Genomic DNA, 23504 nt, shown 5'->3' on the forward strand with positions numbered 1-23504 from the left:
GGGCTCCATCTTGCCCCAGCCATCAGCTCGCCACCGTCCGCTCACGGCGGATGACGGCGGCCGCATGGGGATCGCTTTACCTTCCGTCTCTGGGAAATCCCGGCCTTATTCGACAACCGTCGCCAAACGGTAAGTGGGCCCACATTCAATTATCACCGCCCGGCAACCGAGCTCCTTCCCTATACTGCGGCCCATTCGAAAGGGAAGGGACGTCATGCCGGATAAAGATCGCTGGACGACGCCACTGGGCATCGCCACCGCCCTGGTGGCGGTCGTCGGCACCACCCTCGCCGGACTGGCGTACTGCGACAGCCACCGCACCACGGATATAGCGCTCGAAGACAAGGAAAAAAACGAAAAACTCGAATCAGGAGACCCGATCCTTGTCTCCGAAGGGACCTCCTGGTTCGGCCCGGCCTGGTACGCCAGCGACCAAGTCCATTCCGTCGCCGGAATGCGGTTCCCGATGAACGGCTACGAGATCATCCACTGGCTCCAGGCGAACACCATCCACCTGGGCGTCACCGGCACCGCCATCACCGTCACGGCCCAGCACCCCACAACGGCCCTCATCCACGGCGCCGAACTCAGCGACCTGAAGTGCGCCGCCCTCTTCCACGGCACCGCCGTACGCCTCCCCGCCATCGGCGACGGCGGCGAGACCGCCCCACCGGTCACCATCGGCTTCAACCTCGACGCCCCACGCCCAATAGCCCAGAACGTCACCCGCTCCGGCACCCTCTCCGGCCCTTTCACCCAGCAGGTCGCCCTCGACAAAGGCGACTCACGCGAATTCGTCCTCAACTTCACCACCACCCGCAGCACCTGCACTTTCCGCGCCGCCTTCACCGTCACATCCCAGGGCGGAAAACACGCCATCCCCATCCCCGCCACCTGGCGAAACGGCAAACCCTCCAGCTACCTCTTCAAAGTCACCGCCCCCGCCAAGTCGTACACCCGCGCCTACATCACCGAGGGCGGCTCCGACTGGCACTTCAAATCCATCAATCCCCACCACCTGATCCCCGACAACGCCACCCTCACCTACACCAAAGACCGCTGACCCCTCACCTCCGCCACGGCTAATGGGGGAAATCGGGATATGACTGATCGCTTCGGCGGCGGCTGCCAAGGCCCGGAGAAAGGCACGCGATACCGAACCGAAGGCCACACAGGAAATGCCCGTTGATCGACGCGGAGCACGGCGGCGACCGGCCTTCACCGTCCTGGCCTTCGCCGTGATCGTGGCCTGCACATGATCGGCGCTCACCCTGCCCCTCCCGCAGTGGGCACGATGGGTCCTGATCGGCATCGCCCGGGCGTCCAGGGGCCAGCCGGGGGCCTGCTCATCTCCCAGTGAACGAAATCGGGGCGTCCAACAGATCACATCGGGAAGTCGGCCCCGGCGATCCGTGTTTCGGGCGATGCTTGTGGCGATCGGGACGTGGCTGTCGAGGAGGCGATATGGACGAGCTCGGACGGCGGTTTCATCGGGCCATGGTGACCGTTTACGAGACGGCGAAACGGGAGCTCGGCTACGACGCCAGGCGTTTTCTGCAGATGCTCAGCGAGCATGGCGGGGTCGCGACCGCCAAGCAGCTCGTGTGGGCCGACACGCCGTCTGACGGTTTCACGACGCTGTGGACCCGTGGCCGCCTGGACCTCACCGTCGAAGCCCACATGGTGCAGGCCGAATACGAAAGCCTGTTCACCGAAGAGGAACGCCTGAAGGCGGCCCGGCGGCTGGACGACTACGGCTGGACGGAGCATCGCCGGCACTGACGAACGGGCGGGTGTCAGCCGCCGCCCTTGCTGAAGTGCTGATAATCCTTGGTGCCGGACCAGGTGCCGCCCCATTCCCAGCCGAGGCGCTGGAAGGCGCGGACGACGCGGTCGCCGGGGTTGATCACGCCGGGCTTGTCGATGGGGCGGGTGGCGAATTTGCGGGCGTTGGCGTGGGCGACGGAGCCGCTGGCCGTGACGTAGGGGTTTTCCCTGGGGTTGATGTCGATGGCCTGGCCGTAGGCGTGTTTGGACCAGTTGCCCGAGCCGGTGGCGGCGCGGCAGTTGAAGGCGGAGGTGTTGTCGGCCTCGATGGAGTCGAAATCGCTGCCGCGGTAGGCGTCGACGCGCTTCATCTGCTTGATGGGGAAGCGCCATTCGTACAACTGCTTGAAGACGGTCTCGATGTCGTCGGTGACCGCGCGGTGGACGACGAGTTCGCCGGTGTGCGCCTTGTCGTCGAAACCCCAGTGGGTCAGGGTCACCAGGCGGAGGTCGCGCAGGGGGACCGGGCAGCCGGGTCGCCAGGAGTGGGGGACGTCGGCGCGGGCGACCTTGGAGACCTTGGCGGTGTACTCGGGAGGCCCGGTCGGAGTGGGGGACGGGCTCGGGGTCGGGGTGGCGGGCGGGGGCGCGCTCGTCACCGGGGGCTGGGGGGTGGTGCCGCCGGTGGGGCCGAGCGCGTTGCCCGCGCCGCAGGCCGTCGCGAGTGCCAGGCACCCGGACAGCAGAAGTGCCGGCTGGAGTGTTCTCCCACGTGAGGCCACATACGCAGCTTAAGCGACGAGTGACCGGCTCAGCCCGCAGGGTGATCGTGGCGGCGCAGCGCGTCGCCGATCCACCGGTGGGCGGTGACCTGCTCCGGCGGCCACTGCAGGCCGCGGATGGTGTAGATCAGCTCCCAGTACCGGTGCGAGCGTGGGTCGTGCTCGTCGTACTCCTTGCGCAGCGTCCGCCAGAACGCCGCGTCGTACGGCTGGCGGCGTCCCTCCGCGTTCAGGGCGACGATGCGCGCCAGGATCGGCGCGGCGGCCGGTGAGTCAGGTTCCACCCCGGCCCGGAGCGCGGCCGTGGCCTCCTCCATGACCCGCGCGCTGGCCTGCTGCCACGCCGCCAGGTCCATTTCGTTGGCGTCGTCCCAGAAGTCGGAACCCTGGCCGCGCAGGCTCTCGCGGTAGTCGTCGGTGGCCAGGAGTTCGGTCAGCTCCAGCCAGGCGTCGAGCTGTTCGATGGTGGGCTCGTCCGGCAGGTCGGGCACCATGGCCTCGCGCAGGCAGGCGAACCACTCGTCCAGCGCGGCGTTACCGCTGGCGACGTCGTCGGCGAAGTCGTTCGCGAGGCGGCGCATCTCCGCGGCGCCGTACCTGCCGAGGGCGTTGAGCCTGCGCAGGTCCTCGTCGGTCGGGTCGGTACGGTCCAGGGTGGCGCGCAGTACCGCGCGGGTGCGCTGGAGCGACCGCAGCCGCGTCTCGACCGCCTCCAGGTGGAGGGTGAGCACGTCGCGCAGGTCGCGGTCGCCGAGGCCGCGGATGGTGGATAGGTCCACCCCGATCTCCCGCAAGGTCCTGATGACCTCAAGCCGGGCCCTGTCCTCCTCGCGGTAGAGGCGGTAGCCGGCGGGGGTGCGCTCGTACTCGGGGAGTACGCCGCTGTCGGAGTAGAACCTGATCGTCTTGACCGGTAGCCCGGAGAGTCTGGAGAGCTGGCCGATGGTGTACATATTCGCTTGAGCCTCCCGTAACTGGAGACTTTAGCGTGCCGCTCATGGCAAAGAAGATCAGTCGCGTAGTGAAGATCCAGTCCAGGGCCGGTGAGGCGAACCCGGCGTCGGTGGGCAAGGACCTCGGCCCGCTCGGCGTCAACCTGATGGAGTTCTGTAAGCGGTACAACGCCGCGACCCAGGACCTTCGCGGGTTCGACGTCACGGCGGTGCTCACCGTCTTCGACGACCGCTCCTTCGAGATGGTGACCAGGAAGCCGACCACGGCGTCGCTGCTGCGGCACGCCGCCGGGCTGGCCGCGGGCAGCCCTCGGCCCGGCCACACGCCGGCGGGGACGATCACCCGGGAGCAGCTTCAGGAGGTGGTACGCGGGAAAATGTCCGATCTCAACACCGATGACCCGGTGGAGGCCGAGAAGATCATCGTCGGCACGGCACGCTCGATGGGCCTGGTCGTGAAAGGGTAAGGGGCTCTGACCTGCGGCGACGCGAGCCAGCAAGATCTTTACTCGGAATTCGGCGAAAAACTCGCGCAGGTGTTCGATGCCGCGCTAAAGTCGATAGCAATCGGATCGAACACGGGTTCGGACCACGATCTTACCTGCGAGGGGTGCGCCATGGGAAGAGCGATCATCGCGACGCCCGTCCCCGCGTGCGCTATGACGCTCAACGTGGCACCGCACCTGCTCGCTCCGAAGGCTCCGGGTCGGCCGCGGGCGACACGCCGTAGCACTTTCTACGGAAATCTACGACGGCCGCTATATCCCGTCATAAAGTCCGAGAGCGTGGATCCCGTGCGCAACCCCTATGCCCCCGGGGCCGGGCAGCGTCCGCCCGAGCTGGCCGGCCGCGATCGTGAGCTCCAGCAGTTCGAGGTCGTGCTGGAACGGGTGGCCCGTGGCCGCCCCGAGCGCAGCATGGTCCTCACCGGGCTGCGCGGCGTCGGCAAGACCGTGCTGCTCAACACGTTCAAGTCGATGGCGATGCAGCGCCTGTGGGGCACCGGCAAGATCGAGGCCCGGCCCGACCAGTCCATCCGGCGGGCGGTCGCCGCCGCGATGCACATGGCGATCCGGGAGCTGGCCCCGCGCCACCGCGCCCCCGAGCGCATCGAAGACTTCCTCGGCGTGCTCAAGGCGTTCGCGATGCGCGACCCCTCGGCCGCCAAGGGCACCTCCCACTGGTCGCCCGGCATCGACGTGCCCGCGAGCCGGGGCCGCGCCGACTCGGGCGACCTGGAGATCGACCTCACCGAGCTGTTCGTCGACGCCGCCTCGGTGGCGACCGACCTCGGGGTCGGCATCGCGCTGTTCATCGACGAGATGCAGGACGTGCAGGCCGCCGACGTCTCGGCGCTGTGCGCGGCCTGCCACGAGCTGTCGCAGAGCGGCGGCCCGCTGATCGTGGTCGGCGCGGGCCTGCCTCACCTGCCGAGCGTGCTCAGCGCCAGCAAGAGCTATTCCGAGCGGCTGTTCCGCTACGCCCGCATCGACCGTCTCGATCGCGCGGCGGCCGACCACGCGCTGATCGCGCCGGCCGAGCGTGAGGGGGTCGAGTTCACCCAGGAGGCGCTTGACGCGCTGTACACGGCGGCCGACGGCTACCCCTACTTCGTCCAGGCGTACGGCAAGGTCACCTGGGATCTCGCGCTCGGCTCGCCGATCACCGCCGACGACGTGCGACTGGCCGCCCCCGAGGCCGAGGCCGAGCTGGCGGTGGGCTTCTTCGGCAGCCGCTACGAGCGCGCCACCCCCGCCGAGCGCGACTACATGCACGCCATGGCCTCCATCGGCGACGAGCCGGTGGCCACCGCCGAGGTCGCCGAGGCGCTGACCAGAAAGCCGTCCAGCCTGTCCCCGGCCCGCGACAGCCTGATCAAGAAGGGCCTGATCTACAGCGCCGAACGGGGGTTGATCGCGTTCACCGTCCCGCACTTCGGCAAGTTCCTTCGCGCGCAGCCCGTCTGAACTGTGCGGCCCTGATCTGTGCGGCCCTGATCTGTGTGGCCGAGCCGGCCTCCTAGACCTCTATACGGCTCTCTAGTGGGGAAGCTAGAGAGCCGTATAGAGCTATATCGAGCTGTCCTCGGTTCCTAGGTTCCTAATTCTGGGCTTCTATATGGCGTTCTAGCGTCAGGCCGATACGGGGATAGATTCCCGTAGCGGCTCTACCGGCACGCCGTCCGCGCTCACCACCGCCGCCCGCACCGGCGGTCGTCGGCCGCTCAGGTAGACGGCGAAGACCACGTCGACCGGTGCCCCGTCGGGCGTCCGGCCGGCGAACGCGAAGAACCGCCAGCACAGTTCCCGCCAGCTGTCCACCGGCTCGCCGCCGGTGAGCAGCATCCGGTGGTCGTCCCAGGCCGCGCTGGCGCGCAGCCGGGAGAGCGCGGTGCCCGGCGCGAGCGGGCGCTGTTCGCACGGCGCGCGATGCCGGAGCCGCGCCAGCGCCTCCTCCAGCTCCGGCGAGAACACGGCCAGCAGCGCGAGGCCCACCGCCATGCATCCCGCCATCGTCCAGGTGATGCCGGACATCGCCGCCCATCCGGTGCCGGGGTACACGAGCGTGCCGGCGGCCATGGCGGTCAGCAGTACCGTCCGGCCGATCGAGCGCACCCCGATCGGACGCGAACTGACCTCGCCGAAGCAGCCGCACCCCACGTCGGGACGCCGCCGCCGCAGATCGACGAGCACATAGGTGGACATGGCGAAGAATCCCGCCGTCGCCCAGCGGAAGAACGGATGTGTCGTGAACGTCATCCCGGCGGCGAGCGTCAGCTCGCCCGCCGCGCATATGGCGAACGCCGGCACACGCCAGCGTTCGGGCACTAGTACGGCCGGTCCGAGCCTGGTCAGCCCGCCCGGTTCGGCGTCGGCGCGGATCGTTGCCACCTTCGCGGCACTCCCCAGCGCCAGCAGTAACACCACCAGCGGCAGTTGCGCCGAGGCGACCGTCGCCGGCATGTCACCCCAATCCGATCCTGGCATTGAAACACCCCTTGATCAGGTCTCCACCCAGTTCGACGAAAGAGACGGGCGACACCTCCGCAATTCTGCCGCGCGGTGATGTGTCGCATTCCACGCACCGGTCACAGAATCGCCCGGCGAGGCAGCCGCAGGCGACGATCGGGATCGACATCGCGCGTCCGGTGCAGGTGTTCTGCACATTGAGCAGCGAACCCAGCGCGAGGTACGGCAGGCCCGCGCACGATGTCCCCGCGTCGTCGCAGCCGCTGTCGGACCGTTCCAGCATGGGGTAGGCGGCTCCGTGGCCGTCGCCCGAGATGTACTGGTCCGTGGTGCTTCGGTGTCCGTTCCGTGCCCGGCGCCCGCTCTCTACTCGGTGTCCGCTCTCCGGGATGGCGTCCGACCAGGTGACCGTGCCGGCCACGCGGGACTGCGCCCCGCCGTACGCGGGCGGCGGAACCGGTACGGCCCGCGCCCGGTAGGGCGGTTGCGAGGTGGCGGGCAGCCGCGCGGACAGTACGTCGCCCTCGCGCACGCCGATCGCATCGAAGAGGTACCCCGGCTCGAATTTCGGATGCCGTACTCGGAGTCTTCCAGACGCCCGATAAGGGATGACGATCGTGTGCCGGCCCCGGTGCGGACCGGCGTCCAGTTCGACGAGCTGGTCCTTGCCGTCCGGGCGGATCGACACGATCGTCCCGGTGATCCGGGTCGTGTCAGCCCATATCCGGTCAACGACCTTGCCTTCGTGAACCGTACGCATGACCACGTTCGTCCCTGCGGGCAGATCCGTGACGGGCACGTCACCGCCGCGCCAGGCGACCGCCCACGGGGCGACCACCAGGCGCTCCTCCGTCCCGTTCCCGGCCTCGACGACGATCATGTGCGGGCTCGCGTCGAGGATCCGCCCGGTGACCGCGCGCAGCGGCTCTTGGCCGCCGTCCGGGCTCTCCGGCCGCTCGGGAGTGCGCCCGAGTGCGGCCGCGGCGAGGGCGCGACGCCGGTGAACGGTGGTCGGGTCGGTCATCCGCCTGTCCCAATCGTCTTTCTGGTCGTCCGTGCTCACCGGCGTCCTCGCGGTGCACGAGGTCCGGCGATCCCCTCTCTCGGCCACAGGGCTGGCCGCTGCGAGGCCCCTCCATGACCTCTCAGGAGACAGCCTCACACGGGCAGAGGGTGTATCGAGTATGTTCTGCTGATATTTCCCGACGGATGGTGTGGCAGATAGACATTTCCGTCCCTGAGTGGAAAAGTACGCCTACCGCTTCTCAGCAATCCTTACCCTGACCAGGGGTATCGGCTACCTGGCGGTTTCTCGCGGTTTGTGCTCCGGCTGTCCACAGCGCCGGCCGATGCCGCTGTGGCTGGATGGCCCGCTCTGGCCTCTGGTCGCCGAGTGGGTCCTGTTGCTCCTGTCTCGTTAGTTGGCCCTTCTTTGCTGTTGGCAGGGCGAAACCTGGATTTCGGTTCAGCCGTATCAGGCGGTCCGGCTGCGATTCTGGCCACAAGGGAGGTGTCCGGCAAATGCTGCCCGGCGTGGGGGCTATGGCCGTGACACGGTACCGAGGCGCACGGGCAAGCCCCTCTGTTGTCGGCGGGTGATCGTGATGGACGTGCAAACCGATGACTTCCGCGCGTACGTCGAGGCGCGCGGACCGGCGCTGCTCCGTACCGCCTGCCGGCTCACCGGCAACCCCGTGGACGCCGAGGACCTGCTCCAGTCCGCGCTCGCCAAGACGTACCTGGCCTGGGACCGCATCCAGGACCGCGCGGCCCTCGACGGATACGTGCGGCGGGCCATGGTCAACATCAACATCTCCTGGTGGCGGCGGCGCAAGCTGGAGGAGTACCCGGCCGAGGAACTGCCCGAGCCGCCCGCGGCCCCGCACGCCGGCCACGAGCACGCGTACGAACTGCTGGAACAGGCCCTCGACCGGCTCCCGGAGCGGATGCGGGCCGCGGTCGTACTGCGCTACTACGAGGACATGACCGAACCGGAGATCGCCAAGACGCTGGGCATCAGCGTCGGCACGGTCAAGAGCACGGTCTCGCGGGCCATGGCCAAACTCCGCGGCGAACTCGTCGTCCCGGCACAACGCCGCGCCTGACTAGGCCGAATGCCGTGGCCATGCGCCCGCTATGCGCCCTCTTCGCCGCTCGCCCCCGCGGTCGCGCACGGCCGTACGACGTCACGGATCACGCGCAGCGCCGCCAGCAGGCCGTCCAGCTGCTCGGGGGTGAGCAGCCCGGTGAACCACCGCTCGATGTCGTCGAGGTGCTGCGGAAGCACCTTCGCCAGCGCGTCGGCCCCCGCGCCCGTGAGCGCCGCGTACGAGGCCCGCCGATCGGTCTCGCACGCCTGGCGCTCGACCAGGCCGTCGCGCTCCAGCCGGTCGACGACGCGGGTCATGCCACTGGTGGACAGGGTGGTCTGGGCGGCGAGGTCGCTCATCCGAAGCCTGCGGCAAGGCGAGCGGGACAGCCGGATCAGCGTCTCGAAGTCGATCTCCGACAGCCCGGCGGCGGCGAACGACGGCTCCATCTTCGCGGACAATCCGGTCTGGACTTCGGTAAGCAGGCCCATGGCGGTGAGTCTGGGGTCGTCGAACGAGTGCATTCGAACAGTGTAGACGACGTTAGTTGACGAGAGGAATAGTGGTCCGATAGAAATCTGAGTGAGCAACCATCCGCTCTTCAACTATCCTCGCGAGGAGAAGACCATGGGCACCCGTGCATGGGAAGGTCTCACGATCCCGACCGCCGGCACCTACACCATCGACGCCGTGCACTCCAACATCGGCTTTGTGGTGAAGCACATGATGGTCAGCAAGGTCCGCGGCAGCTTCACGAAGTTCTCCGGTAGCATCACCATCGCCGAGAACCCCACGGAGTCCACGGCCGAGGTCACCATCGCGTCCGACAGCATCGACACCGGCGTCGCCGACCGCGACGGCCACCTCCGCGGCGACGACTTCCTGGCCACCGAGAAGTACCCGGAGCTGAAGTTCCGCACCACCCGCTTCATCGGCCGCTCCGGCGGCGAGTTCACCGTCGCGGGCGACCTCACCATCCGGGAGGTCACCAAGGAGGTCCAGCTCACCGTCGAATACGGCGGTACCGGGACGAACCCGTGGGGGCAGGAAGTATGGGGTTTCTCCCTCACCACGGAGTTCGACCGCGAGGACTTCGGCCTCACCTGGAACCAGGCCCTGGAGACCGGCGGCGTCCTGGTCAGCAAGAAGGTCAAGGTAGAGATCGAGGCCGAGGCCCAGCCCGCCGCCTGACCACCCCGCCACTTGCCCACATCCTTTGTCCACAGGTTGTGGACAAAGGATGTCGGGCCCTGCCCCTTGGTGGAGTCGAGAGGTGGTTTCGCCCCTCCACCTGCCAATCCGCTTTGCCGCTTGGCCCCGCTGCCGGTACGCTGTCGTGAGCCACAGTGGCAACCAGGAGGCTTCGCCTAGTCAGGTCTATGGCGCCGCACTGCTAATGCGGTTTGGGTTCACGCCCATCCCGGGTTCAAATCCCGGAGCCTCCGCACATCAAGGGCCCTCTCCCGCGTTCGGGAGCAGGGCCTTTTCGATCTCCATGGATGTCGTGGTTGCAGTTGCCCAGGTATCGCCCGAGAGAGTGCCCCCGATGCGGCCGGCCGTCGGGTGGCCCGGTGGACGTACGGCCGGACCTCGATGCCGTCGAACTCGGCGGGCGCGATGGGCAGGCCCGGTAGCACAGGGGGTGGGGTCGGCGTCCATCACCGGTACCTGCCTGGCGGGGCAGGCCGGTGGTTTCGTCCTTGGCCTGTACGTCGCCTTTGGCGTCGAAGTCGCGTGCCTTGACGATCTCGCGGAGGATATAGCAGCCGATGCTCGACCTGTCTACGGAAGGCAGTAGGCGGCGGTGGCGTCGTCGAACGGCTTGCCGCGTGGCCGGCGTTCGCCGTGCGGGTCGGAGTGTTCCGCGTGCCGTACCGCCTCGATCAATGCGGCCGGGCCGTCGTCGCGCAGGAGGTCCATGGTCTGACGCCAGGTCGCCAGCGCGAACAGATCGACCAGCCGGGACGCGCCGTCACTGAGCACCGCCGCCGCCTTGACCGCCGTGGCCGGTACCGAGCCGGTGAGCGCGTGTTCGGCGGCGAGTGGATCGACCGAGGCGACCCAGAACCCGCTCTCCCGGTTGCCGGAAGGACCGCAACGTCTCGATGTAGTCGCGCAGGGCGCGATCGTGCTCGGTGTTGTCACCGGGCGGGCACCGCGCGCCTGCTCCGCCGTACGGAGCGAACGCGCCGGCCGGGGTTGCCTCGCCGCCACACAGATACAGCCCTACGATCGCCACTACATCACCGGCCTCCGTAGATGGCTGGGGGCGATCGAGGATCCGTGCTTCGTACCTCGGCACGGCTCACCGAGTGACGTGGTTGAGGTCTGCTAGGGCGCGGCAGTCCTGCTTCGGATGGTGGTGACGGGCGCCCGCGCATCATGATGGACGGGTGCTGACTGAGCCGGAAGCGCGACGCCTTGCGGAAGCCGAGATAGCCCGCCTCTGCGAAGAAGGACGTGCGTACTTTGATCCGGAGGACACCTTCGTCGTGTCCGCCATGGAAGAGTGCTCAATCGGCTGGGTTTACCACTACCAATCTGCCCGGTACCTACGAACCGGAGAGTCCACCGCCGCGTTGGGTGGTAACGCGCCGATCCTCATCGGCCGCCGCAACGGTGCGATCTTGCCCACAGGCACCGCCTACCCGATTGAGCACTACATCCGCGATCACGAGGTATCGGGGGAGTAGTGGCAGGCGGCGGTCCTATGCGGCCGAGACGGGCTACTCTGCACCCCAGGTCGAAGCCTGTATCGCCTTTAGAGCGGTCACGAGCTGTAAAACCATCGGCAGTTCGACGCCGTGCCCGCCGCGCGCCGATGGGGCGGGAACGAGGGGGAACAGCGGGAACACGATCAGCGTGCTGAGATGCGTCTTCACAGGTCAAGGAAGATTGACATCTGTCTTTGTAAGCAGGGAATCGCCGAGGTCAGTGCTCGGCCCCCGCTCACCAGGGTACGGCGGTGCGGGCCGCCGCACAAATGCACCCTTATGGTCGTCACGGCATGGCCGGTCGCCGAACCTGGCCCGGGGCGATCGACGATACTCGATGTCCCGGAGGTGGAACAGCGACGAGAAGGGCAGCCCGACAGAGCTTGCGACTTTCCCGTGCCGTCAACGGCGCCCCCATCGGGCGAGAGCGCGAATGACGCTAGGGATGTCCTCTTGGCGTGCACGCATGAGCGCGACCAGACCGAGCACCAACCAAGGGATAACGGTGATCAAGACAGCGAAAGCCAATGACACGACAGAGTCACCTCCGGAGTCGGTGTCTGTCGCTGGAGCCTGCAACGCATCATGCACGGAGGCCGCGCACCCACAAAACAGAATCCAGCGCTCAGAACGCTGAGTTGAGAATCACATGTCGCATCGCCTCCCGTCAACCGCCCAAGTCAGCGGCCCACGGGCAATGCGAGCCCTGTGGGTCCGCCGGAACTCCTGCCCATGGATCGGGCCGAGCGCGACAGGGTCGGCGACACCTGGGAAGCAACTGGAAGGACCGCTCAGTCCTTATTCATCGTCGGCGTCACTCGTGTACGCGTCGTACAGCTTGCGGCGGAGGAGGTCGGTGCGGACGGTCAGGGCACCGAGGAGTTCTTCGTCGCTCAGTCCGTCGGTGGTCCTGAAGGCCCAGGAGGAGTGGCCTTCCTCATCGAGGCACTTCACGAGGACTATCGCGCCCAGGGCCGTCCATCCTTGGGGAAGCGGGTAGACGTCAAGGCCGTTCAGGGCCTGGCCTATGGGTACTTCCTCCTCTTCCTCGGCCACGGGGTCTCCTGCTGCTGGTCAATGGTGCCACGAAGGGAAAGTGCGGCTCAAGCGCGGCATGGTGGACGCCGGGACGGCCGTGTTTCCGATCATGTGCCGTCGGCTCCCCTCTATGCAACTGCTTTGATTTTCGGCGGCCCGGCCCTGGTGCTGGTTCGGTCCGGGGGCTCGTACGTCTCCGGCCTCCTGCTCGCGTCGGATGGGGCCGCCACTGTCCCCGCCCAGGGTCTGGGGTCGCCATTGTGGGGGATCGTCGTGGGGCTCCCGAGCATGACCTGCGTGGATAGGTGGCTAATAAATGGATAATAAGTGGATAGCGGAATGGGCTGTCGAACTTCCTTGGGGCTGATCATCATGATGGTGCCGAAAGTGCGAAGGTTCTGGAAGGAGATAGGCAGTGCGAAAGCTATTTCGCGGGGCTTTGGGTGCCGCGGCGGCTGCGCTGACCGTTCTGGTGGCCATGCCCGCCACCCCGGCGCATGCCACCAACGCGGTGAAGTGCCCCTCGTGGGTCTATTCGGAGTATCTTGAGTTCCATAACGACTACAGGGTGTGTTTCGCTAACGGCGGAGCCCTGTCGGTGGCCATTTACGGTGTGCACACCGTGTGGTCCGGGAACAACAGGGTCCGTTATGCGTTCCAGCGTAATATCGGAAGCCCCGTAGAATGGGGGCAGATCGACCGCAAGAACGGGGTGGCTTATCACCAGCCGAGGATTCACAAGATCACGGCCATCCAGGTCTGGTGATCAGTAGGGCGTAGGCAAGGGCCGCGTGTTCGTCGCGCGGTCCTTGCGCCGGTTGTGCGGAGTCTCCGCGACCACCCGGGTCACGCCCGATGTCCTCTGGGCGACCCGCTGTCAGCGTGGTCAATTCGGTTGCTCGGTGGGGGCGTGGTTCTCCATTGTCGGTGGGGTGAACATCCTGTACCGGCAGATTCGTGCCGCTTTCACCGACGAGACCATCACCGTGTACCAGGCCTACGATCCGGCGATCGCGGTGCCGGCGGTCGTCGCTCAGCGGTTCGTGGCGCCGTTCAAGCGGGAGCGGATGACCTGGATCAAGCCGTCGTTCCTCTGGATGATGTATCGCTGCGGCTGGGGGACGAAGGCCGGGCAGACGAGGGTGCTGGGGATTGACATCACGCGGGAGGGTTTCGAATGGGTGCTCCGGCATTCCTGTCTCAGCCATCCGGCGGATGGCGTCGATCAGGCGGCGTGGAAGGAACGGCTGCGGGCGAGCCCGGTACGGATTCAGTGGGACCCTGAACGCGATCCGCACCACAATCCTCTGGCGTATCGGTCGATTCAGGTGGGGCTCTCCGGGGAGGCCGTCACGCGTTACCTCGACGAGTGGATCGTGGGGATCAACGACCTCACTGATCGAGTCCACGAGATTCACCGGGCACTGCGCGACGGCCAGGACGTCACGGAGATGGTGCCCCGCGAGAGCCCCTATCCCTTGCCGGCGGACCTTGGCCGGGCCATTGGTGCCACGAGTCCCGCCGATTCCGGCCGGGACCCTGGCTAGGTGGCGCGTTCGTGTCAGGGGCGGGCCCCCGATAGCGTGCACTCCATGTTCGATGAGGGAAGCGGCGAGCTGGGGCGGTCCGGTCGGGTGGTGTTGCGGCGGATCAACTTCGGTGATCAGGAGGAGTTTCTGGAGCGCGTACGGGCCAGTGCTGAGTTGCACCATCCGATGGTTTCGCTGCCCGCTACCGCGAAGGAGTTTCTGGACTTCCTCGACCGGTTCGATGCGGGGCGCTCCGCCGAAGGGTTGCTGGTGTGCCTGCTTGATAGCGGGGCCATCGCGGGGAGTGTGAACATCAACAGCATCATTCGGGGGCGCTTCCAGAACGGCTCGCTCGGCTATGCGGCCTTCACTCCCTATGCCGGGCAGGGGTACATGTCGGAGGGGCTTGGGCTGGTGTTGCGGTACGCGTTCGAGGAACTGCGGTTGCATCGGCTGGAGGCGCAGATCCAGCCTGACAACCACGCCTCCACCAAGCTGGTCCAGAAGCACGGTTTCCGTCATGAGGGTTATTCGCCCGACCTGCTGTTCGTCGATGGGGCCTGGCGGGGGCATGAGCGGTGGGCCATCACCAATGACATGGCCGGGATCTCCGGTCTTCCGCATCCCACTCTGCCTGCTCGTTGAAAGTGGCTCCGACCTGTGCCGGGGCTAAGCCCCGGCACAGGTCGGAATGGCGCAGGTGTCAGTCGGCGGGGGTTATCCGGGTGAAGTGGAAGGGGCAGTGGGAGGCGCCCAGGCCGATGGTGGTGGGGCGGTCGAAGCGGAAGCCGTGCGCTTCGGGGTCGATGGCGTCGATCCAGTTGGCGTCGAAGGCGCACATCATGGGGGTCAGCTCGGGGGCGGAGTTGGCCGTCAGGACGTCGTGGTAGAAGCAGCGGCGGACATCGAGGTGGTAGCGCTGGTCGTCGTCGATCGTGCGGTCGAAGACGAACGTGGTGCCGAAGGCGTGTTCCTCACGGGACCTGGACATGGCGACCATGGCCGCGAAGGGATCTGGGGCGGCGTCCAGCATCGCGCGGGTGCCTGCCTGCATGGTGTCGCTGAGGGGTTCGATGAACGCCGTGCGTACGGCGTGCATGGCCGTCTCCCGGCCCAGGTGCGGGGTGAGGATTTCGTAGGCCGCGACGAGGGCCAGCGTGAGGCGGAGGTTGTGGCGGGAGGGCTCGTCGGCGATCAGGTGCCGGTTGGCCGCTTCCAGTTCGGACTGGCGTGACCGCATTTCGGTCACCAGGGCCGGGGGGAGCGCGTGGTCGCGCAGAGCAGCGGCGATGTGCGCGTAGTAGCCGTCGAGCAGGATCGTGGTGTCGCGGTCGGGGTCCGGGACGTAGTCGCCCTCGGAGAGGTGGAATCTGTCGGTGGACATCGTGCGCCTTTCGGGTACGGCTCGGCCGCACACGACCAGGTCACGCCTGGAGGCGTCTCTGGTCGCACTCGCGGGACGAGCGAGCACGCCAGCGCACTCCACCGACCGACCAGGCGCTGACAAGCATGATTGATGTTGTCCCGGCCAGTTTCGCACGCCTTCGCCGCCGCGTCGAACCGGCCGGGGTTGTCAACCGGAGCCTCCCTCCGATAAATTCGGAGGAAGGCTCCGGTTAGCTTTGCGAGAAAGTAGGGTCGCCATGCCGCGAGAGCTTGATGAATGGCATGCACGTACCGGTGGCTATGTGCCGCGGCCCGCCTTCGCGGCGTATGCGGAGAAGTACGCCGAGTACTTCAGGATGCGGCGCCGTGACGGAATCATCGAGGTGCGGATGCACACGGGGGATGGGCCCGCGCGGTTCGGGTTCGCCATGCACAATGCGTGGGGGCAGGCGTGGCAGGAGATCGGCAACGATCCGGACAATGAGGTGTTGATTCTCACCGGTACCGGGGATCAGTGGCTCGCCGCGCCGTCCGCCGCCACGGGGGCTGAGGGGACGCGGGAGTTCATGCGGGAGCCGCGGCCCAAGGATTTCGCGTACGAGCACACCTACTACGATGCCGTGAAAGTGCTGGAGAATTTCATATTCGGCATCGACATTCCCACGATCGCGGCCGTCAACGGGCCGAGTGTCGCCCATACCGAGTTCGCGTTGCTGTGTGACATCACGCTGGCGGCCGAGTCCGCGACCATCGTCGATCCGCATCTGCCGACCGGGGTCGCGCCCGGCGACGGACAGCAACTGACCTTGCAGCATCTGATCGGTACCAAGCGGGCGGCGTACCACCTCTACACCGGCGAGCCGATCGGCGCGCGGCAGGCGCTGGAACTGGGGTTGGTCAATGAGGTGCTGCCGGGCGAACGGCTGTTGCCGCGCGCCTGGGAGATCGCCGAGCAGATCATGAAGAGCCCGCGGGCGGCGCGACGGCTCACGCACGCGATCGTGCAGCGGCCCTGGAAGCGGCGACTGGTGGAGGATCTGGGCTTCGGCGTCGCGCACGAGATGTTCGGCATCGCCGCCGATCGCCTCAGGGGTTGATCGGGGGCGGGCAGGCTGAAGGCGTCCTCCCGGTTGGAAGGACGCCTTCGGTGCCCGGTGGGGGCCGCCGTCGGTGGCGCGGCGGCTGACGCATGCGATCGTGCAGCGGCCCTGGAAGCGGCGGCTGGTGGCGGATTTGGGTTTCGGCGTCGCGCACGAGACCTTTGGCGCCCTGGTGGGGCCGCCGTCAGTGGGCGGCGCGGCGGATGAGGTCGGCGACCGTTCCGGGGGCGGAGACGGCGACCGCGTGGGAGGCGTTCTTGGCGCTGACGGTGCGGGCGTGGGCGCGTTCGGCCATCCAGTACTGCGCCTTCGGCGGGATGTTCTTGTCCTTCCCGGCGACCAGCGCATAGGAGGGGACGGTCTTCCAGGCCGCCTTGGTGGCCTTCTCCTCCAGGGCCGCGATGGAGACTGGGCGCTGGGTGGCGGCCATGATCGCGGCGGTGCCCGCGGGGACGTCGTCGGCGAACTGCTTGCGGAACTTGTCCTGCTGGATGGTGGCCTCGGTGCCGGTGCCACCGCCCGGCAGCGGGTAGGAGGAGGTGGCCAGGGTCTCGCCCAGCGTGCTGCCCGGGTACTTCGCGGCCAGCGCGGCGGCGCTCTCCCCGGCGTCGGGGATGAAGGCCGCGATGTAGACCAGGGCCTTGACGTCGGGGTCTCCGGCCGCCGCCTCGGTGATCACCGAACCGCCGTAGGAGTGGCCGGCCAGCACCACCGGCCCCTTGACGCTGTCCAGGACGCTGCGGACGTAGGCGGCGTCGCTGCTCAGACCGCGCAGCGGGTTGGCGACGGCGATGACGCGGTAGCCGTCGCGGTGCAGCCGGGTGATGACCCCGGACCAGCTTGAGGCGTCGGCGAAGGCTCCGTGCACGAGCACGATGGTGGGCTTCTCCTTGGCCGCGCCGGCGGTCTGCGCGGCGGCGGCGCTGCCGCTGGTCGCGGTGGCGGCGAGCAGCGAACCGGCCAGGACGGGGGCGAGCGCCAGACCGGCGACGGTACGGCCGAAGGTGCGGGCGGCGGAGGGGTTCTTGCGGGACATCGTGTGGCTCCTTGCGGGTGGTGCGCTCTCTCTGTGGGCAAGACAATAGAAGACAACTAACTTGTGTGCAAGTCAATTGGCCACGCCTGGATCGCGCGCCACCATGAACGCCTCAGGAGGGCCGGCCCTCCACGACCCGATCCAGTTCCGCATCCGGACACGGCCCCGCTGAAGCGGGTTGAACCCCGCGTTTGAGGCTCGGACCCCCGCCACCTGCGCACGAGCACTCCCGACCTTCCGGGATCACTTCAACGGAAGGCTGGAATCCATGCTGATCACAGACAAGCGCTGGTGGACCCTCCCCGTGGTGAGCGCCGCCCAGCTTCTCGTGGTGCTGGACGGCACGATCGTGAACATCGCGCTGCCCTCCGCGCAGCAGGATCTCGGCATGTCCGACGCCGGACGACAGTGGGCGATCACCGCCTACGCGCTCGCGTTCGGTGCGCTGCTGCTGATCGGTGGCAGGGTGAGCGGCGCGTTCGGGCATCGGCGGACGTTCGTCGTCGGGCTGGCCGGTTTCGCCGCCGCCTCCGCGGTGGGCGGGTTCGCGGTGAATCCCGGGATGCTGTTCGCCGCCCGGGCGGCGCAGGGGGTGTTCGCGGCGGCGCTCGCGCCCGCGGGACTGTCGTTGCTGACCACCACGTTCACCGACTCCCGCGAACGCGGCCGGGCCTTCGGCGTGTTCGCCGCGGTGGGGGCCGCCGGGTCGGCGGTGGGGCTGGTCGCGGGCGGGCTGCTCACCGAGTACGCGAGCTGGCGGTGGTGCCTGTACATCAACGTCCCGGTCGCGGTGCTCGCGGTCGCCGGTGCGGCCCTCGTCCCCCCGGATCGGAAGACGAACTCCGGCGGGCGGCTCGACATCGCGGGCGCGCTGCTCAGCGGGGCCGGCTTCGCCGCCATCGTGTACGCCTTCAGCGAGACCGAGGCGCTCGGCTGGGGCTCGCCGAAGGTGCTGGGCCCGCTGGCCGCGGGCGTGGCGCTGCTGGGGGTGTTCGCCCTGGTGGAGAGCCGGGCGGCGAACCCGCTGCTGCCGATGCGGCTACTGCTGCACCGGGCCCGCGCGGGGGCCTTCGTGGCGATCACCCTGATGTTCACGGCGATGTTCGGCTTCTACCTGTTCATGAGCTTTTACACGCAGACCGTACTGGGCTACTCGCCGGTCCAGGCAGGCCTGACACTGATCGTCAACGCGCTGGCCACGCTCGCCGCGTCGACGTTCATCGCGGGGCGGCTGCACGGGCGCGTCGCGCCCGCCGTACTGATCGTGCCGGGCCTGCTCGCCGCCGCGGCCGGGATGCTGATCCTGACCCGCCTGACCGCGCAGAGCACGGACGTCCTGCCGCTCTACCTGACGCCCGCCCTCGTGCTCACCGGGCTGGGCCTGGGCTGCGTGCTGCCCCCGACCGCCGCCCTGTCCACCACCGGCCTGAAGTGGCAGGACATCGGGGCGGGCGCGGCGGCGTACAACGCCTTCCAGCAGCTCGGCGCGGCGCTCGGCACGGCCCTGCTCAACAGCGTCGCGGCCGGTACCGCCGCCGCCTACCTGGCCGAGAGCCGGGCGAGCACGGCGGCGGCCTCGGTCCACGGCTACACCACCGCCCTGACCGTCGCCTTCGTCATCCTGCTCGCCGCCGCCTGCCTCACCGCCCCGCTGACCATCGCCAGAACATCCCCGAAGGAGGCGAATGTCCATGTCTGACCCCACGCCGTTCCCGATGCCCCGCGCCACAGGCTGCCCGCTCGACCCGCCGCCGGAACTGACCCGGCTGAGCCGCGACCGGCCCGTGACCCGCGTACGGCTGTGGGACGGGAGCACGCCGTGGCTGGTCACCCGGTACGCGGACGCCCGCGCCCTGCTGGCCGACCCCCGCGTCAGTGTCGATGTCGCACAGCCCGGCTTCCCGCACACCAACGCCGTGAGCAGGGCCCGCGACGCGCGCATGAAGACGCTCATGCAGATGGACCCGCCCGAGCACACCGCGCACCGGCGGATGCTCATCCCCGGATTCACCGTCAGGCGCATGCGGGAGCTGCGGCCCCGCGTGCAGCGGATCGTGGACGACCTCATCGACGGCCTGCTCGCCGGCCCTGATCCGGCCGACCTGGTGGAGGCGTTCGCGCTGCCGGTCCCGTCGCTGGTGATCTGTGAACTCCTCGGCGTGCCGTACGCGGACCGCGGCTTCTTCCAGGACGTGGCCCGGTCGCTGGTCATGGACCGGGCCGACCCCGGCCAGGCCCTCGCCGCGAGCGAGAGCCTGAACGCCTACCTGGAGGACCTGGTGGTCAAAAGGAGCGCCGACCCCGGCGAGGACATGCTGAGCGGGCTGGCCGTGCAGCGGTACCGGACCGGCGCGATGTCGGCGACGGAGATCGCCACCATGGGGCAGCTCCTGCTGGTGGCCGGGCACGACACCACCGCCTCGATGATCGCCCTCGGCACCTTCGCCCTGCTGACCCATCCGGCCCAGCTCCGCGTCGTACGCGAGGGCGACCCCGCGATGATCGCGGGCGCGGTCGAGGAACTGCTGCGCCACCTGTCGATCACGCACACCGAGGCCCGCAGGGTCGCCACCGAGGACATCGAGATCGGCGGCCAGGTCATTCGCGCGGGCGAGGGCGTCATCGTGGCGAAAAGCACCGCCAACCGCGATCCCGAGGTTTTCCCCGATCCCGATGTCCTGGACGTCGGCCGTACCGGCCGTTCGCACATCGCCTTCGGCCACGGCGTACACCAATGCCTCGGCCAGTCGCTGGCCCGGATGGAACTCGAAGTCGTCTACGGCACCCTTTACCGGCGCATTCCCTCGCTCGCTCTGGCCGTGCCCCCGGCTGATCTGGAGTTCAAAGAGAAGGCGGTCTTCTATGGCGTAGGCGAACTGCCCGTGACCTGGAGCAGAACGGAAAATCGGAACCACCGGGCCCCTTGATCGGGCACACTTGCCTGCGTGACCACCCCCACTTCGGTTTCGGCCGAACCTGTCATCGCGGCCCGGCGGCATCGGGTGGCCGCGGCCATTATCGACAATGTGACCGTCGTCATCGCGTTCACCTTGATACGCACGGCTCTCGGCGGAGAGGAGACGTTCGAGGAATCGTCGCCCACTTCATGGCTCAACCTCTATGCGGGAAATCCCGGCTGGGTCACCGAAATCATGCTCCTGGCCCTCACCATCGGATACTTCTGGTCCCAGCACGCCGTATGGGGGCAGACGCTCGGCAAGCGGCTGTGCCGGTTGAAGGTCGTCGCCGCGTCGACCGGCGAGGCCCCGGGGGTGGTGTGGGCCGGGGTGCGGACCCTCGTCTACCCCGCGCTGAGCACGGTCCCGTACGTCTGGCCGGCCGTGTACGTGGTGATGCTGTGGTCGTTCGCCGACCGCAGGCGGCGCGGGCTGCACGATGTGGCGGCGCGGACCATCGTGGTGGACCTGACCGGGCCCGGCTCGGTGCGGGAGCAGGTGCGGGGCGCGCTGTTCCGCGTCGGGCTGCTCGTGGCGGTGTTCGCCGCGCTCGTGCTCATCTCTGTCATCGTGGCCAGGTGACGACGGAGCATCTGCTCGGGGTGGCCGGGAGCCGGCTGCGGTTCGGGTGTGGGGCGGCGGGGATCGAGCGGCTGGAGGCCGCGCTGGTCGGGGCGGCGTTCTCGCCGCACCGGCACGACACCTACGCGATCGGCATGACGCTGGCCGGGGTGCAGACGTTCCGCTACCGGGGGGAGCGGCGGGTGTGCCTGCCGGGGGAGTGGCACATCCTGCACCCCGACGAGCCGCACGACGGGGCGGCGGGCGGCGCGGAAGGGTTCGGGTACCGGATCCTGTACGTCGATCCGTTCCTGGTGCGGGAGGCGCTGGGCGGCGGGCCGCTGCCGTTCGTGGCCGACCCGGTGGTACGGCCGCAGCGGATGCATCCGGCGCTGGCGGGCTGCCTGCGGCGGATGGACGAGCCGCTGGACGAGTTCGCCCGGCTGGAGGTCGCGCTGCTGGTCGCGGCGGCGCTGACCCGGCACGCGGACGCGCCGCCGCGCGATGCCGCCACCAGACCGGCGGTGGAGGCGCTGACCCGGGTCCGCGAGCTGATCGCCGCCGATCCGGCCGCCGGGCACACGCTCGCCGACTGCGAGCGGGTGTCGGGGCTGGACCGCTGGACGATCGCCCGGCAGTTCCGGGCGGTGTTCGGTACCAGTCCGACCAGGTTCCGCACGATGCGCCGCCTGGACCTGGTGCGGCGCGCGCTGCGGCAGGGCACGCCGCTGACGGAGGCGGCGCTCGCCGCGGGGTTCGCCGACCAGAGCCACATGACCCGGATGTTCAAGCGGGCCTACGGCCTCACGCCGGGGGAGTGGGCCGCCGCGCTCGTCTGAGGGCCCTACAGCCCGCCGGTGACCTCCAGTACGGCCCCGTTGACGTACGACGCCTGCTCCGACAGCAGCCACACGATGGCGTCGGCGATCTCGCCCGGCTCGCCGGGGCGGCGCAGCGGCACCCGCTGCTCGGCCAGCCGGAAGGCCCGGCCCGGCTCGCCCGCGCGGGCGTGGATGGTCGTGTCGATGAAGCCGGGCGACACGGCGTTGACCCGCACGGACGGGGCCAGTTCCTTGGCCAGGCCCACCGTCATCGTCTCCACCGCTCCCTTGGTGGCCGCGTAGGCGACGTACTCGCCGGGGGAGCCGGTACGCGCCGCCACCGACGACACCGTGACGATCGCCTTGCCCGGCCGCCCCTTCCACCGCCGGGCGGCCTCCCGGCACAGCCGTACCGGGGCCACCAGGTTGACCTCGACGATCCGCCGCAGGTCGTCGTCCGCGAGGTCGGTGAACGGGCCGATCCTGCCGGTGATCCCGGCGTTGTTCACCAGCCCGGACACCTCGCCCAGCTCCTCGGCGAGGTCGAACAGCAGGCCGGGGGCGTCGTCGCCGGTGATGTCCAGCCGGACGCCGCGGACCTGCGGGCCGAGCCGTTCTTCCAGCTCACGGGCCTCGGCGTCGGAGGCGGAGTGGGTGAACAGCACGGGGACGCCGGTCGCGGAGAGGCGTTCGACGACGCTGCGGCCGATGCCGCGCGAGCCGCCGGTGACGATCACCGTCATGCCGGGGCCTCCTGCCCGGCCGTCCTGGCCTCGATGGCGCGGATGACGGCCGCCATGTCGAGCCCGCCGTGCCCGAGCGCCAGGGTCTCGGTGAACAGCTCGTGGCAGACGTCGATCAGCGGCGAGGCCGTACCGGAGGCGCGGGCCGCCTCGGCGATCAGCCGGTTGTTCTTGAGCACGTCGGCGATGGCCGCCTGGGCGGCGAGGTCGCCCTCGGCCAGTTTGCGCATCTTCACCCGGGACACCGCGCTGGCCATCTGGCCGGAGTCGACAACATGCCGGAAGCTTCGCATATCCAACCCGTGCCGTGCCGCGAAGTGCGCGGCCTCGGCCAGTCCGGTGACCGTCGTGAGCAGGAAGATGTTCGCCGCGAGCTTCATCAGCAGGCCGCCGGGCACCTCCCCGCAGTCGATGGCCTCGCGGCACATCGGCGGCAGCAGCGCGCGTACCTCCGCCACGGCGGCGGGCTCGCCCGCCGGCATGGCGACCAGCTCACCGGCCTCCGCGGGTTCGCGCGAGCCGGACACCGGCGCCTCGACGTACTCGCCCCCGGCCTCCCGTACGGCGGCGCAGAGCGCGGCCGAGTACGTCGCCGACGTCGTGCCCATGTGGACGATGATGTGCCCGGAGACGTTCGCCGCGAACGCCGCCGGGGCGCCCCGCTCCAGCACCGCGTCCATCGCCGCCTCGTCGGCCAGCATCAGCAGCACCACGCGCGCCCGCCGGAAGACCTCGGCCGCGCTCGCCGCCACCGACGCGCCCGCGGCGCGCAGCGGCTCGCACCTGGCGGCGGTGCGATTCCACACCACGAGCGGCGTCCCCGCCCTGGCCAGGTTGAGCGCCATCGGCCGCCCCATGATCCCCAGCCCGATGAACCCCACACCCATCGACCGACCTCCGCCCGCATGTCCGTTGGATGCCCTGTTGTACTGCGCACGCGGGCCGGGCGTCTTGAACGATTGTGATACCGCCCTGACCAGCGTTCATATCGAAATCCGCAACCTGTCCGCCCGCATATCGATATTTGACACTGACTGGATTGCCCGCTTTGCTGCTCG

At 68.8% G+C, this 23504-nt stretch carries 26 protein-coding genes and 1 tRNA gene; 16 read left to right on the forward strand and 11 right to left on the reverse strand.

The genetic code is table 11. The features are described 5' to 3' along the window. Window positions 1-214: 214 nt before the first annotated feature. On the forward strand, window positions 215-1063 hold the full coding sequence (locus DP939_RS00635) for a hypothetical protein (protein ID WP_113977563.1): 849 nt from the start codon (window positions 215-217) through the stop codon (window positions 1061-1063). Between the two features lie 401 nt (window positions 1064-1464). After that, window positions 1465-1782 carry a hypothetical protein gene (locus tag DP939_RS00640; protein WP_113977565.1) on the forward strand — a complete coding sequence of 106 codons (318 nt, stop codon included), beginning with the start codon at window positions 1465-1467 and terminating at the stop codon, window positions 1780-1782. A gap of 14 nt (window positions 1783-1796) precedes the next feature. Here the strand turns inward: DP939_RS00640 and DP939_RS00645 are convergent, their stop codons facing one another. Both DP939_RS00645 and DP939_RS00650 read right to left on the reverse strand, forming a co-directional pair. After that, window positions 1797-2549, reverse strand: coding sequence for a M15 family metallopeptidase (locus DP939_RS00645; RefSeq protein WP_225877979.1), 753 nt, complete (start codon window positions 2547-2549; stop codon window positions 1797-1799). A 29-nt stretch (window positions 2550-2578) separates the two neighbouring features. Further along, complete coding sequence (locus DP939_RS00650; RefSeq protein WP_113977568.1) at window positions 2579-3502, reverse strand: MerR family transcriptional regulator; 924 nt, start codon at window positions 3500-3502, stop codon at window positions 2579-2581. Between the two features lie 44 nt (window positions 3503-3546). Between DP939_RS00650 and DP939_RS00655 the strand changes: the two genes are divergently transcribed. Continuing rightward, window positions 3547-3969, forward strand: a complete 423-nt coding sequence (locus DP939_RS00655; protein WP_113977570.1) for an uL11 family ribosomal protein — start codon at window positions 3547-3549, stop codon at window positions 3967-3969. A gap of 318 nt (window positions 3970-4287) precedes the next feature. Then, window positions 4288-5469: an ATP-binding protein gene (locus DP939_RS00660; protein WP_113977572.1), complete on the forward strand. Its 1182-nt coding sequence runs from the start codon at window positions 4288-4290 to the stop codon at window positions 5467-5469. 165 nt (window positions 5470-5634) lie between these two features. Here the strand turns inward: DP939_RS00660 and DP939_RS00665 are convergent, their stop codons facing one another. Both DP939_RS00665 and DP939_RS00670 read right to left on the reverse strand, forming a co-directional pair. Continuing rightward, window positions 5635-6465, reverse strand: coding sequence for a MauE/DoxX family redox-associated membrane protein (locus DP939_RS00665; RefSeq protein WP_113977575.1), 831 nt, complete (start codon window positions 6463-6465; stop codon window positions 5635-5637). Between the two features lies 1 nt (window position 6466). Then, window positions 6467-7495: a hypothetical protein gene (locus DP939_RS00670; protein WP_113977577.1), complete on the reverse strand. Its 1029-nt coding sequence runs from the start codon at window positions 7493-7495 to the stop codon at window positions 6467-6469. Between the two features lie 580 nt (window positions 7496-8075). Here DP939_RS00670 and DP939_RS00675 point away from each other — a divergent pair. Continuing rightward, window positions 8076-8576 carry a SigE family RNA polymerase sigma factor gene (locus tag DP939_RS00675; RefSeq protein ID WP_113977579.1) on the forward strand — a complete coding sequence of 167 codons (501 nt, stop codon included), beginning with the start codon at window positions 8076-8078 and terminating at the stop codon, window positions 8574-8576. Window positions 8577-8605: 29 nt separating this feature from the next. Here the strand turns inward: DP939_RS00675 and DP939_RS00680 are convergent, their stop codons facing one another. Beyond that, window positions 8606-9085 (reverse strand): MarR family winged helix-turn-helix transcriptional regulator, encoded by a 480-nt coding sequence (locus DP939_RS00680; protein ID WP_113977581.1) that lies wholly within the window; start codon window positions 9083-9085, stop codon window positions 8606-8608. Window positions 9086-9188: 103 nt separating this feature from the next. On the opposite strand from DP939_RS00680, the gene DP939_RS00685 reads away from it, so the two are divergent. Continuing rightward, complete coding sequence (locus DP939_RS00685; protein ID WP_113979439.1) at window positions 9189-9752, forward strand: YceI family protein; 564 nt, start codon at window positions 9189-9191, stop codon at window positions 9750-9752. Window positions 9753-9917: 165 nt separating this feature from the next. Then, window positions 9918-10006 (forward strand) — tRNA-Ser (locus DP939_RS00690). A 337-nt stretch (window positions 10007-10343) separates the two neighbouring features. Here the strand turns inward: DP939_RS00690 and DP939_RS00695 are convergent. Continuing rightward, the gene (locus DP939_RS00695; protein ID WP_199564886.1) at window positions 10344-10706 is read right to left on the reverse strand and encodes a hypothetical protein; all 363 of its coding nucleotides are present in this window, start codon (window positions 10704-10706) and stop codon (window positions 10344-10346) included. Window positions 10707-10954: 248 nt separating this feature from the next. Between DP939_RS00695 and DP939_RS00700 the strand changes: the two genes are divergently transcribed. Continuing rightward, complete coding sequence (locus DP939_RS00700) at window positions 10955-11254, forward strand: YrhB domain-containing protein (RefSeq protein WP_113977584.1); 300 nt, start codon at window positions 10955-10957, stop codon at window positions 11252-11254. Between the two features lie 819 nt (window positions 11255-12073). On the opposite strand, the gene DP939_RS00705 is transcribed toward DP939_RS00700, so the two are convergent. Continuing rightward, window positions 12074-12331 carry a hypothetical protein gene (locus DP939_RS00705; protein WP_113977586.1) on the reverse strand — a complete coding sequence of 86 codons (258 nt, stop codon included), beginning with the start codon at window positions 12329-12331 and terminating at the stop codon, window positions 12074-12076. Between the two features lie 397 nt (window positions 12332-12728). On the opposite strand from DP939_RS00705, the gene DP939_RS00715 reads away from it, so the two are divergent. From DP939_RS00715 to DP939_RS00725, 3 genes are all read left to right on the forward strand, one after another. Continuing rightward, window positions 12729-13079 (forward strand): beta/gamma crystallin domain-containing protein, encoded by a 351-nt coding sequence (locus tag DP939_RS00715; RefSeq protein ID WP_147267802.1) that lies wholly within the window; start codon window positions 12729-12731, stop codon window positions 13077-13079. 166 nt (window positions 13080-13245) lie between these two features. Further along, window positions 13246-13860, forward strand: coding sequence for a DUF4291 domain-containing protein (locus DP939_RS00720; RefSeq protein WP_113979440.1), 615 nt, complete (start codon window positions 13246-13248; stop codon window positions 13858-13860). Window positions 13861-13905: 45 nt separating this feature from the next. After that, entirely contained in the window at window positions 13906-14487 is a 582-nt protein-coding gene (locus DP939_RS00725; RefSeq protein WP_113979441.1) for a GNAT family N-acetyltransferase, read from the forward strand. A gap of 58 nt (window positions 14488-14545) precedes the next feature. Here DP939_RS00725 and DP939_RS00730 read toward each other — a convergent pair whose 3' ends face one another. Then, window positions 14546-15226, reverse strand: coding sequence for an L-2-amino-thiazoline-4-carboxylic acid hydrolase (locus tag DP939_RS00730; protein ID WP_113977593.1), 681 nt, complete (start codon window positions 15224-15226; stop codon window positions 14546-14548). 259 nt (window positions 15227-15485) lie between these two features. On the opposite strand from DP939_RS00730, the gene DP939_RS00735 reads away from it, so the two are divergent. Beyond that, window positions 15486-16325, forward strand: a complete 840-nt coding sequence (locus tag DP939_RS00735; RefSeq protein ID WP_113977595.1) for an enoyl-CoA hydratase/isomerase family protein — start codon at window positions 15486-15488, stop codon at window positions 16323-16325. A gap of 187 nt (window positions 16326-16512) precedes the next feature. On the opposite strand, the gene DP939_RS00745 is transcribed toward DP939_RS00735, so the two are convergent. Further along, window positions 16513-17364 carry an alpha/beta fold hydrolase gene (locus tag DP939_RS00745; protein ID WP_113977597.1) on the reverse strand — a complete coding sequence of 284 codons (852 nt, stop codon included), beginning with the start codon at window positions 17362-17364 and terminating at the stop codon, window positions 16513-16515. A 268-nt stretch (window positions 17365-17632) separates the two neighbouring features. On the opposite strand from DP939_RS00745, the gene DP939_RS00750 reads away from it, so the two are divergent. Genes DP939_RS00750 through DP939_RS00765 form a run of 4 tightly spaced genes read left to right on the forward strand, consistent with a single transcriptional unit; the run spans window position 17633 to window position 21721 of the window. Continuing rightward, the gene (locus DP939_RS00750) at window positions 17633-19063 is read left to right on the forward strand and encodes an MFS transporter (protein WP_113977600.1); all 1431 of its coding nucleotides are present in this window, start codon (window positions 17633-17635) and stop codon (window positions 19061-19063) included. Then, window positions 19056-20291, forward strand: coding sequence for a cytochrome P450 (locus tag DP939_RS00755; RefSeq protein ID WP_113977602.1), 1236 nt, complete (start codon window positions 19056-19058; stop codon window positions 20289-20291). The genes DP939_RS00750 and DP939_RS00755 overlap by 8 nt, the downstream gene beginning before the upstream one ends. Before the next feature lie 18 nt (window positions 20292-20309). After that, window positions 20310-20903, forward strand: a complete 594-nt coding sequence (locus DP939_RS00760) for an RDD family protein (RefSeq protein WP_113977605.1) — start codon at window positions 20310-20312, stop codon at window positions 20901-20903. Beyond that, window positions 20900-21721, forward strand: a complete 822-nt coding sequence (locus DP939_RS00765) for an AraC family transcriptional regulator (RefSeq protein ID WP_113977607.1) — start codon at window positions 20900-20902, stop codon at window positions 21719-21721. The genes DP939_RS00760 and DP939_RS00765 overlap by 4 nt, the downstream gene beginning before the upstream one ends. Window positions 21722-21726: 5 nt before the next feature. Here the strand turns inward: DP939_RS00765 and DP939_RS00770 are convergent, their stop codons facing one another. After that, window positions 21727-22446, reverse strand: coding sequence for an SDR family NAD(P)-dependent oxidoreductase (locus DP939_RS00770; RefSeq protein WP_113977609.1), 720 nt, complete (start codon window positions 22444-22446; stop codon window positions 21727-21729). Continuing rightward, on the reverse strand, window positions 22443-23333 hold the full coding sequence (locus tag DP939_RS00775; RefSeq protein WP_113977611.1) for an NAD(P)-dependent oxidoreductase: 891 nt from the start codon (window positions 23331-23333) through the stop codon (window positions 22443-22445). The genes DP939_RS00770 and DP939_RS00775 overlap by 4 nt, the downstream gene beginning before the upstream one ends. Window positions 23334-23504 lie beyond the last annotated feature (171 nt).

It is taken from the genome of Spongiactinospora rosea (assembly GCF_003315795.1).
In the GTDB taxonomy this organism is placed as follows: domain Bacteria; phylum Actinomycetota; class Actinomycetes; order Streptosporangiales; family Streptosporangiaceae; genus Spongiactinospora; species Spongiactinospora rosea.

Bases quoted from the DNA above. Each gene is read 5' to 3' on its own strand.
- DP939_RS00635 (WP_113977563.1), top strand. From the start codon at position 215: ATGCCGGATAAAGATCGCTGGACGACGCCACTGGGCATCGCCACCGCC.
- DP939_RS00640 (WP_113977565.1), top strand. From the start codon at position 1,465: ATGGACGAGCTCGGACGGCGGTTTCATCGGGCCATGGTGACCGTTTAC.
- DP939_RS00650 (WP_113977568.1), bottom strand. From the start codon at position 3,502: ATGTACACCATCGGCCAGCTCTCCAGACTCTCCGGGCTACCGGTCAAG.
- DP939_RS00655 (WP_113977570.1), top strand. From the start codon at position 3,547: ATGGCAAAGAAGATCAGTCGCGTAGTGAAGATCCAGTCCAGGGCCGGT.
- DP939_RS00665 (WP_113977575.1), bottom strand. From the start codon at position 6,465: ATGCCGGCGACGGTCGCCTCGGCGCAACTGCCGCTGGTGGTGTTACTG.
- DP939_RS00670 (WP_113977577.1), bottom strand. From the start codon at position 7,495: ATGACCGACCCGACCACCGTTCACCGGCGTCGCGCCCTCGCCGCGGCC.
- DP939_RS00675 (WP_113977579.1), top strand. From the start codon at position 8,076: ATGGACGTGCAAACCGATGACTTCCGCGCGTACGTCGAGGCGCGCGGA.
- DP939_RS00680 (WP_113977581.1), bottom strand. From the start codon at position 9,085: ATGCACTCGTTCGACGACCCCAGACTCACCGCCATGGGCCTGCTTACC.
- DP939_RS00685 (WP_113979439.1), top strand. From the start codon at position 9,189: ATGGGCACCCGTGCATGGGAAGGTCTCACGATCCCGACCGCCGGCACC.
- DP939_RS00725 (WP_113979441.1), top strand. From the start codon at position 13,906: ATGTTCGATGAGGGAAGCGGCGAGCTGGGGCGGTCCGGTCGGGTGGTG.
- DP939_RS00730 (WP_113977593.1), bottom strand. From the start codon at position 15,226: ATGTCCACCGACAGATTCCACCTCTCCGAGGGCGACTACGTCCCGGAC.
- DP939_RS00735 (WP_113977595.1), top strand. From the start codon at position 15,486: ATGCCGCGAGAGCTTGATGAATGGCATGCACGTACCGGTGGCTATGTG.
- DP939_RS00745 (WP_113977597.1), bottom strand. From the start codon at position 17,364: ATGTCCCGCAAGAACCCCTCCGCCGCCCGCACCTTCGGCCGTACCGTC.
- DP939_RS00750 (WP_113977600.1), top strand. From the start codon at position 17,633: ATGCTGATCACAGACAAGCGCTGGTGGACCCTCCCCGTGGTGAGCGCC.
- DP939_RS00755 (WP_113977602.1), top strand. From the start codon at position 19,056: ATGTCTGACCCCACGCCGTTCCCGATGCCCCGCGCCACAGGCTGCCCG.
- DP939_RS00770 (WP_113977609.1), bottom strand. From the start codon at position 22,446: ATGACGGTGATCGTCACCGGCGGCTCGCGCGGCATCGGCCGCAGCGTC.
- DP939_RS00775 (WP_113977611.1), bottom strand. From the start codon at position 23,333: ATGGGTGTGGGGTTCATCGGGCTGGGGATCATGGGGCGGCCGATGGCG.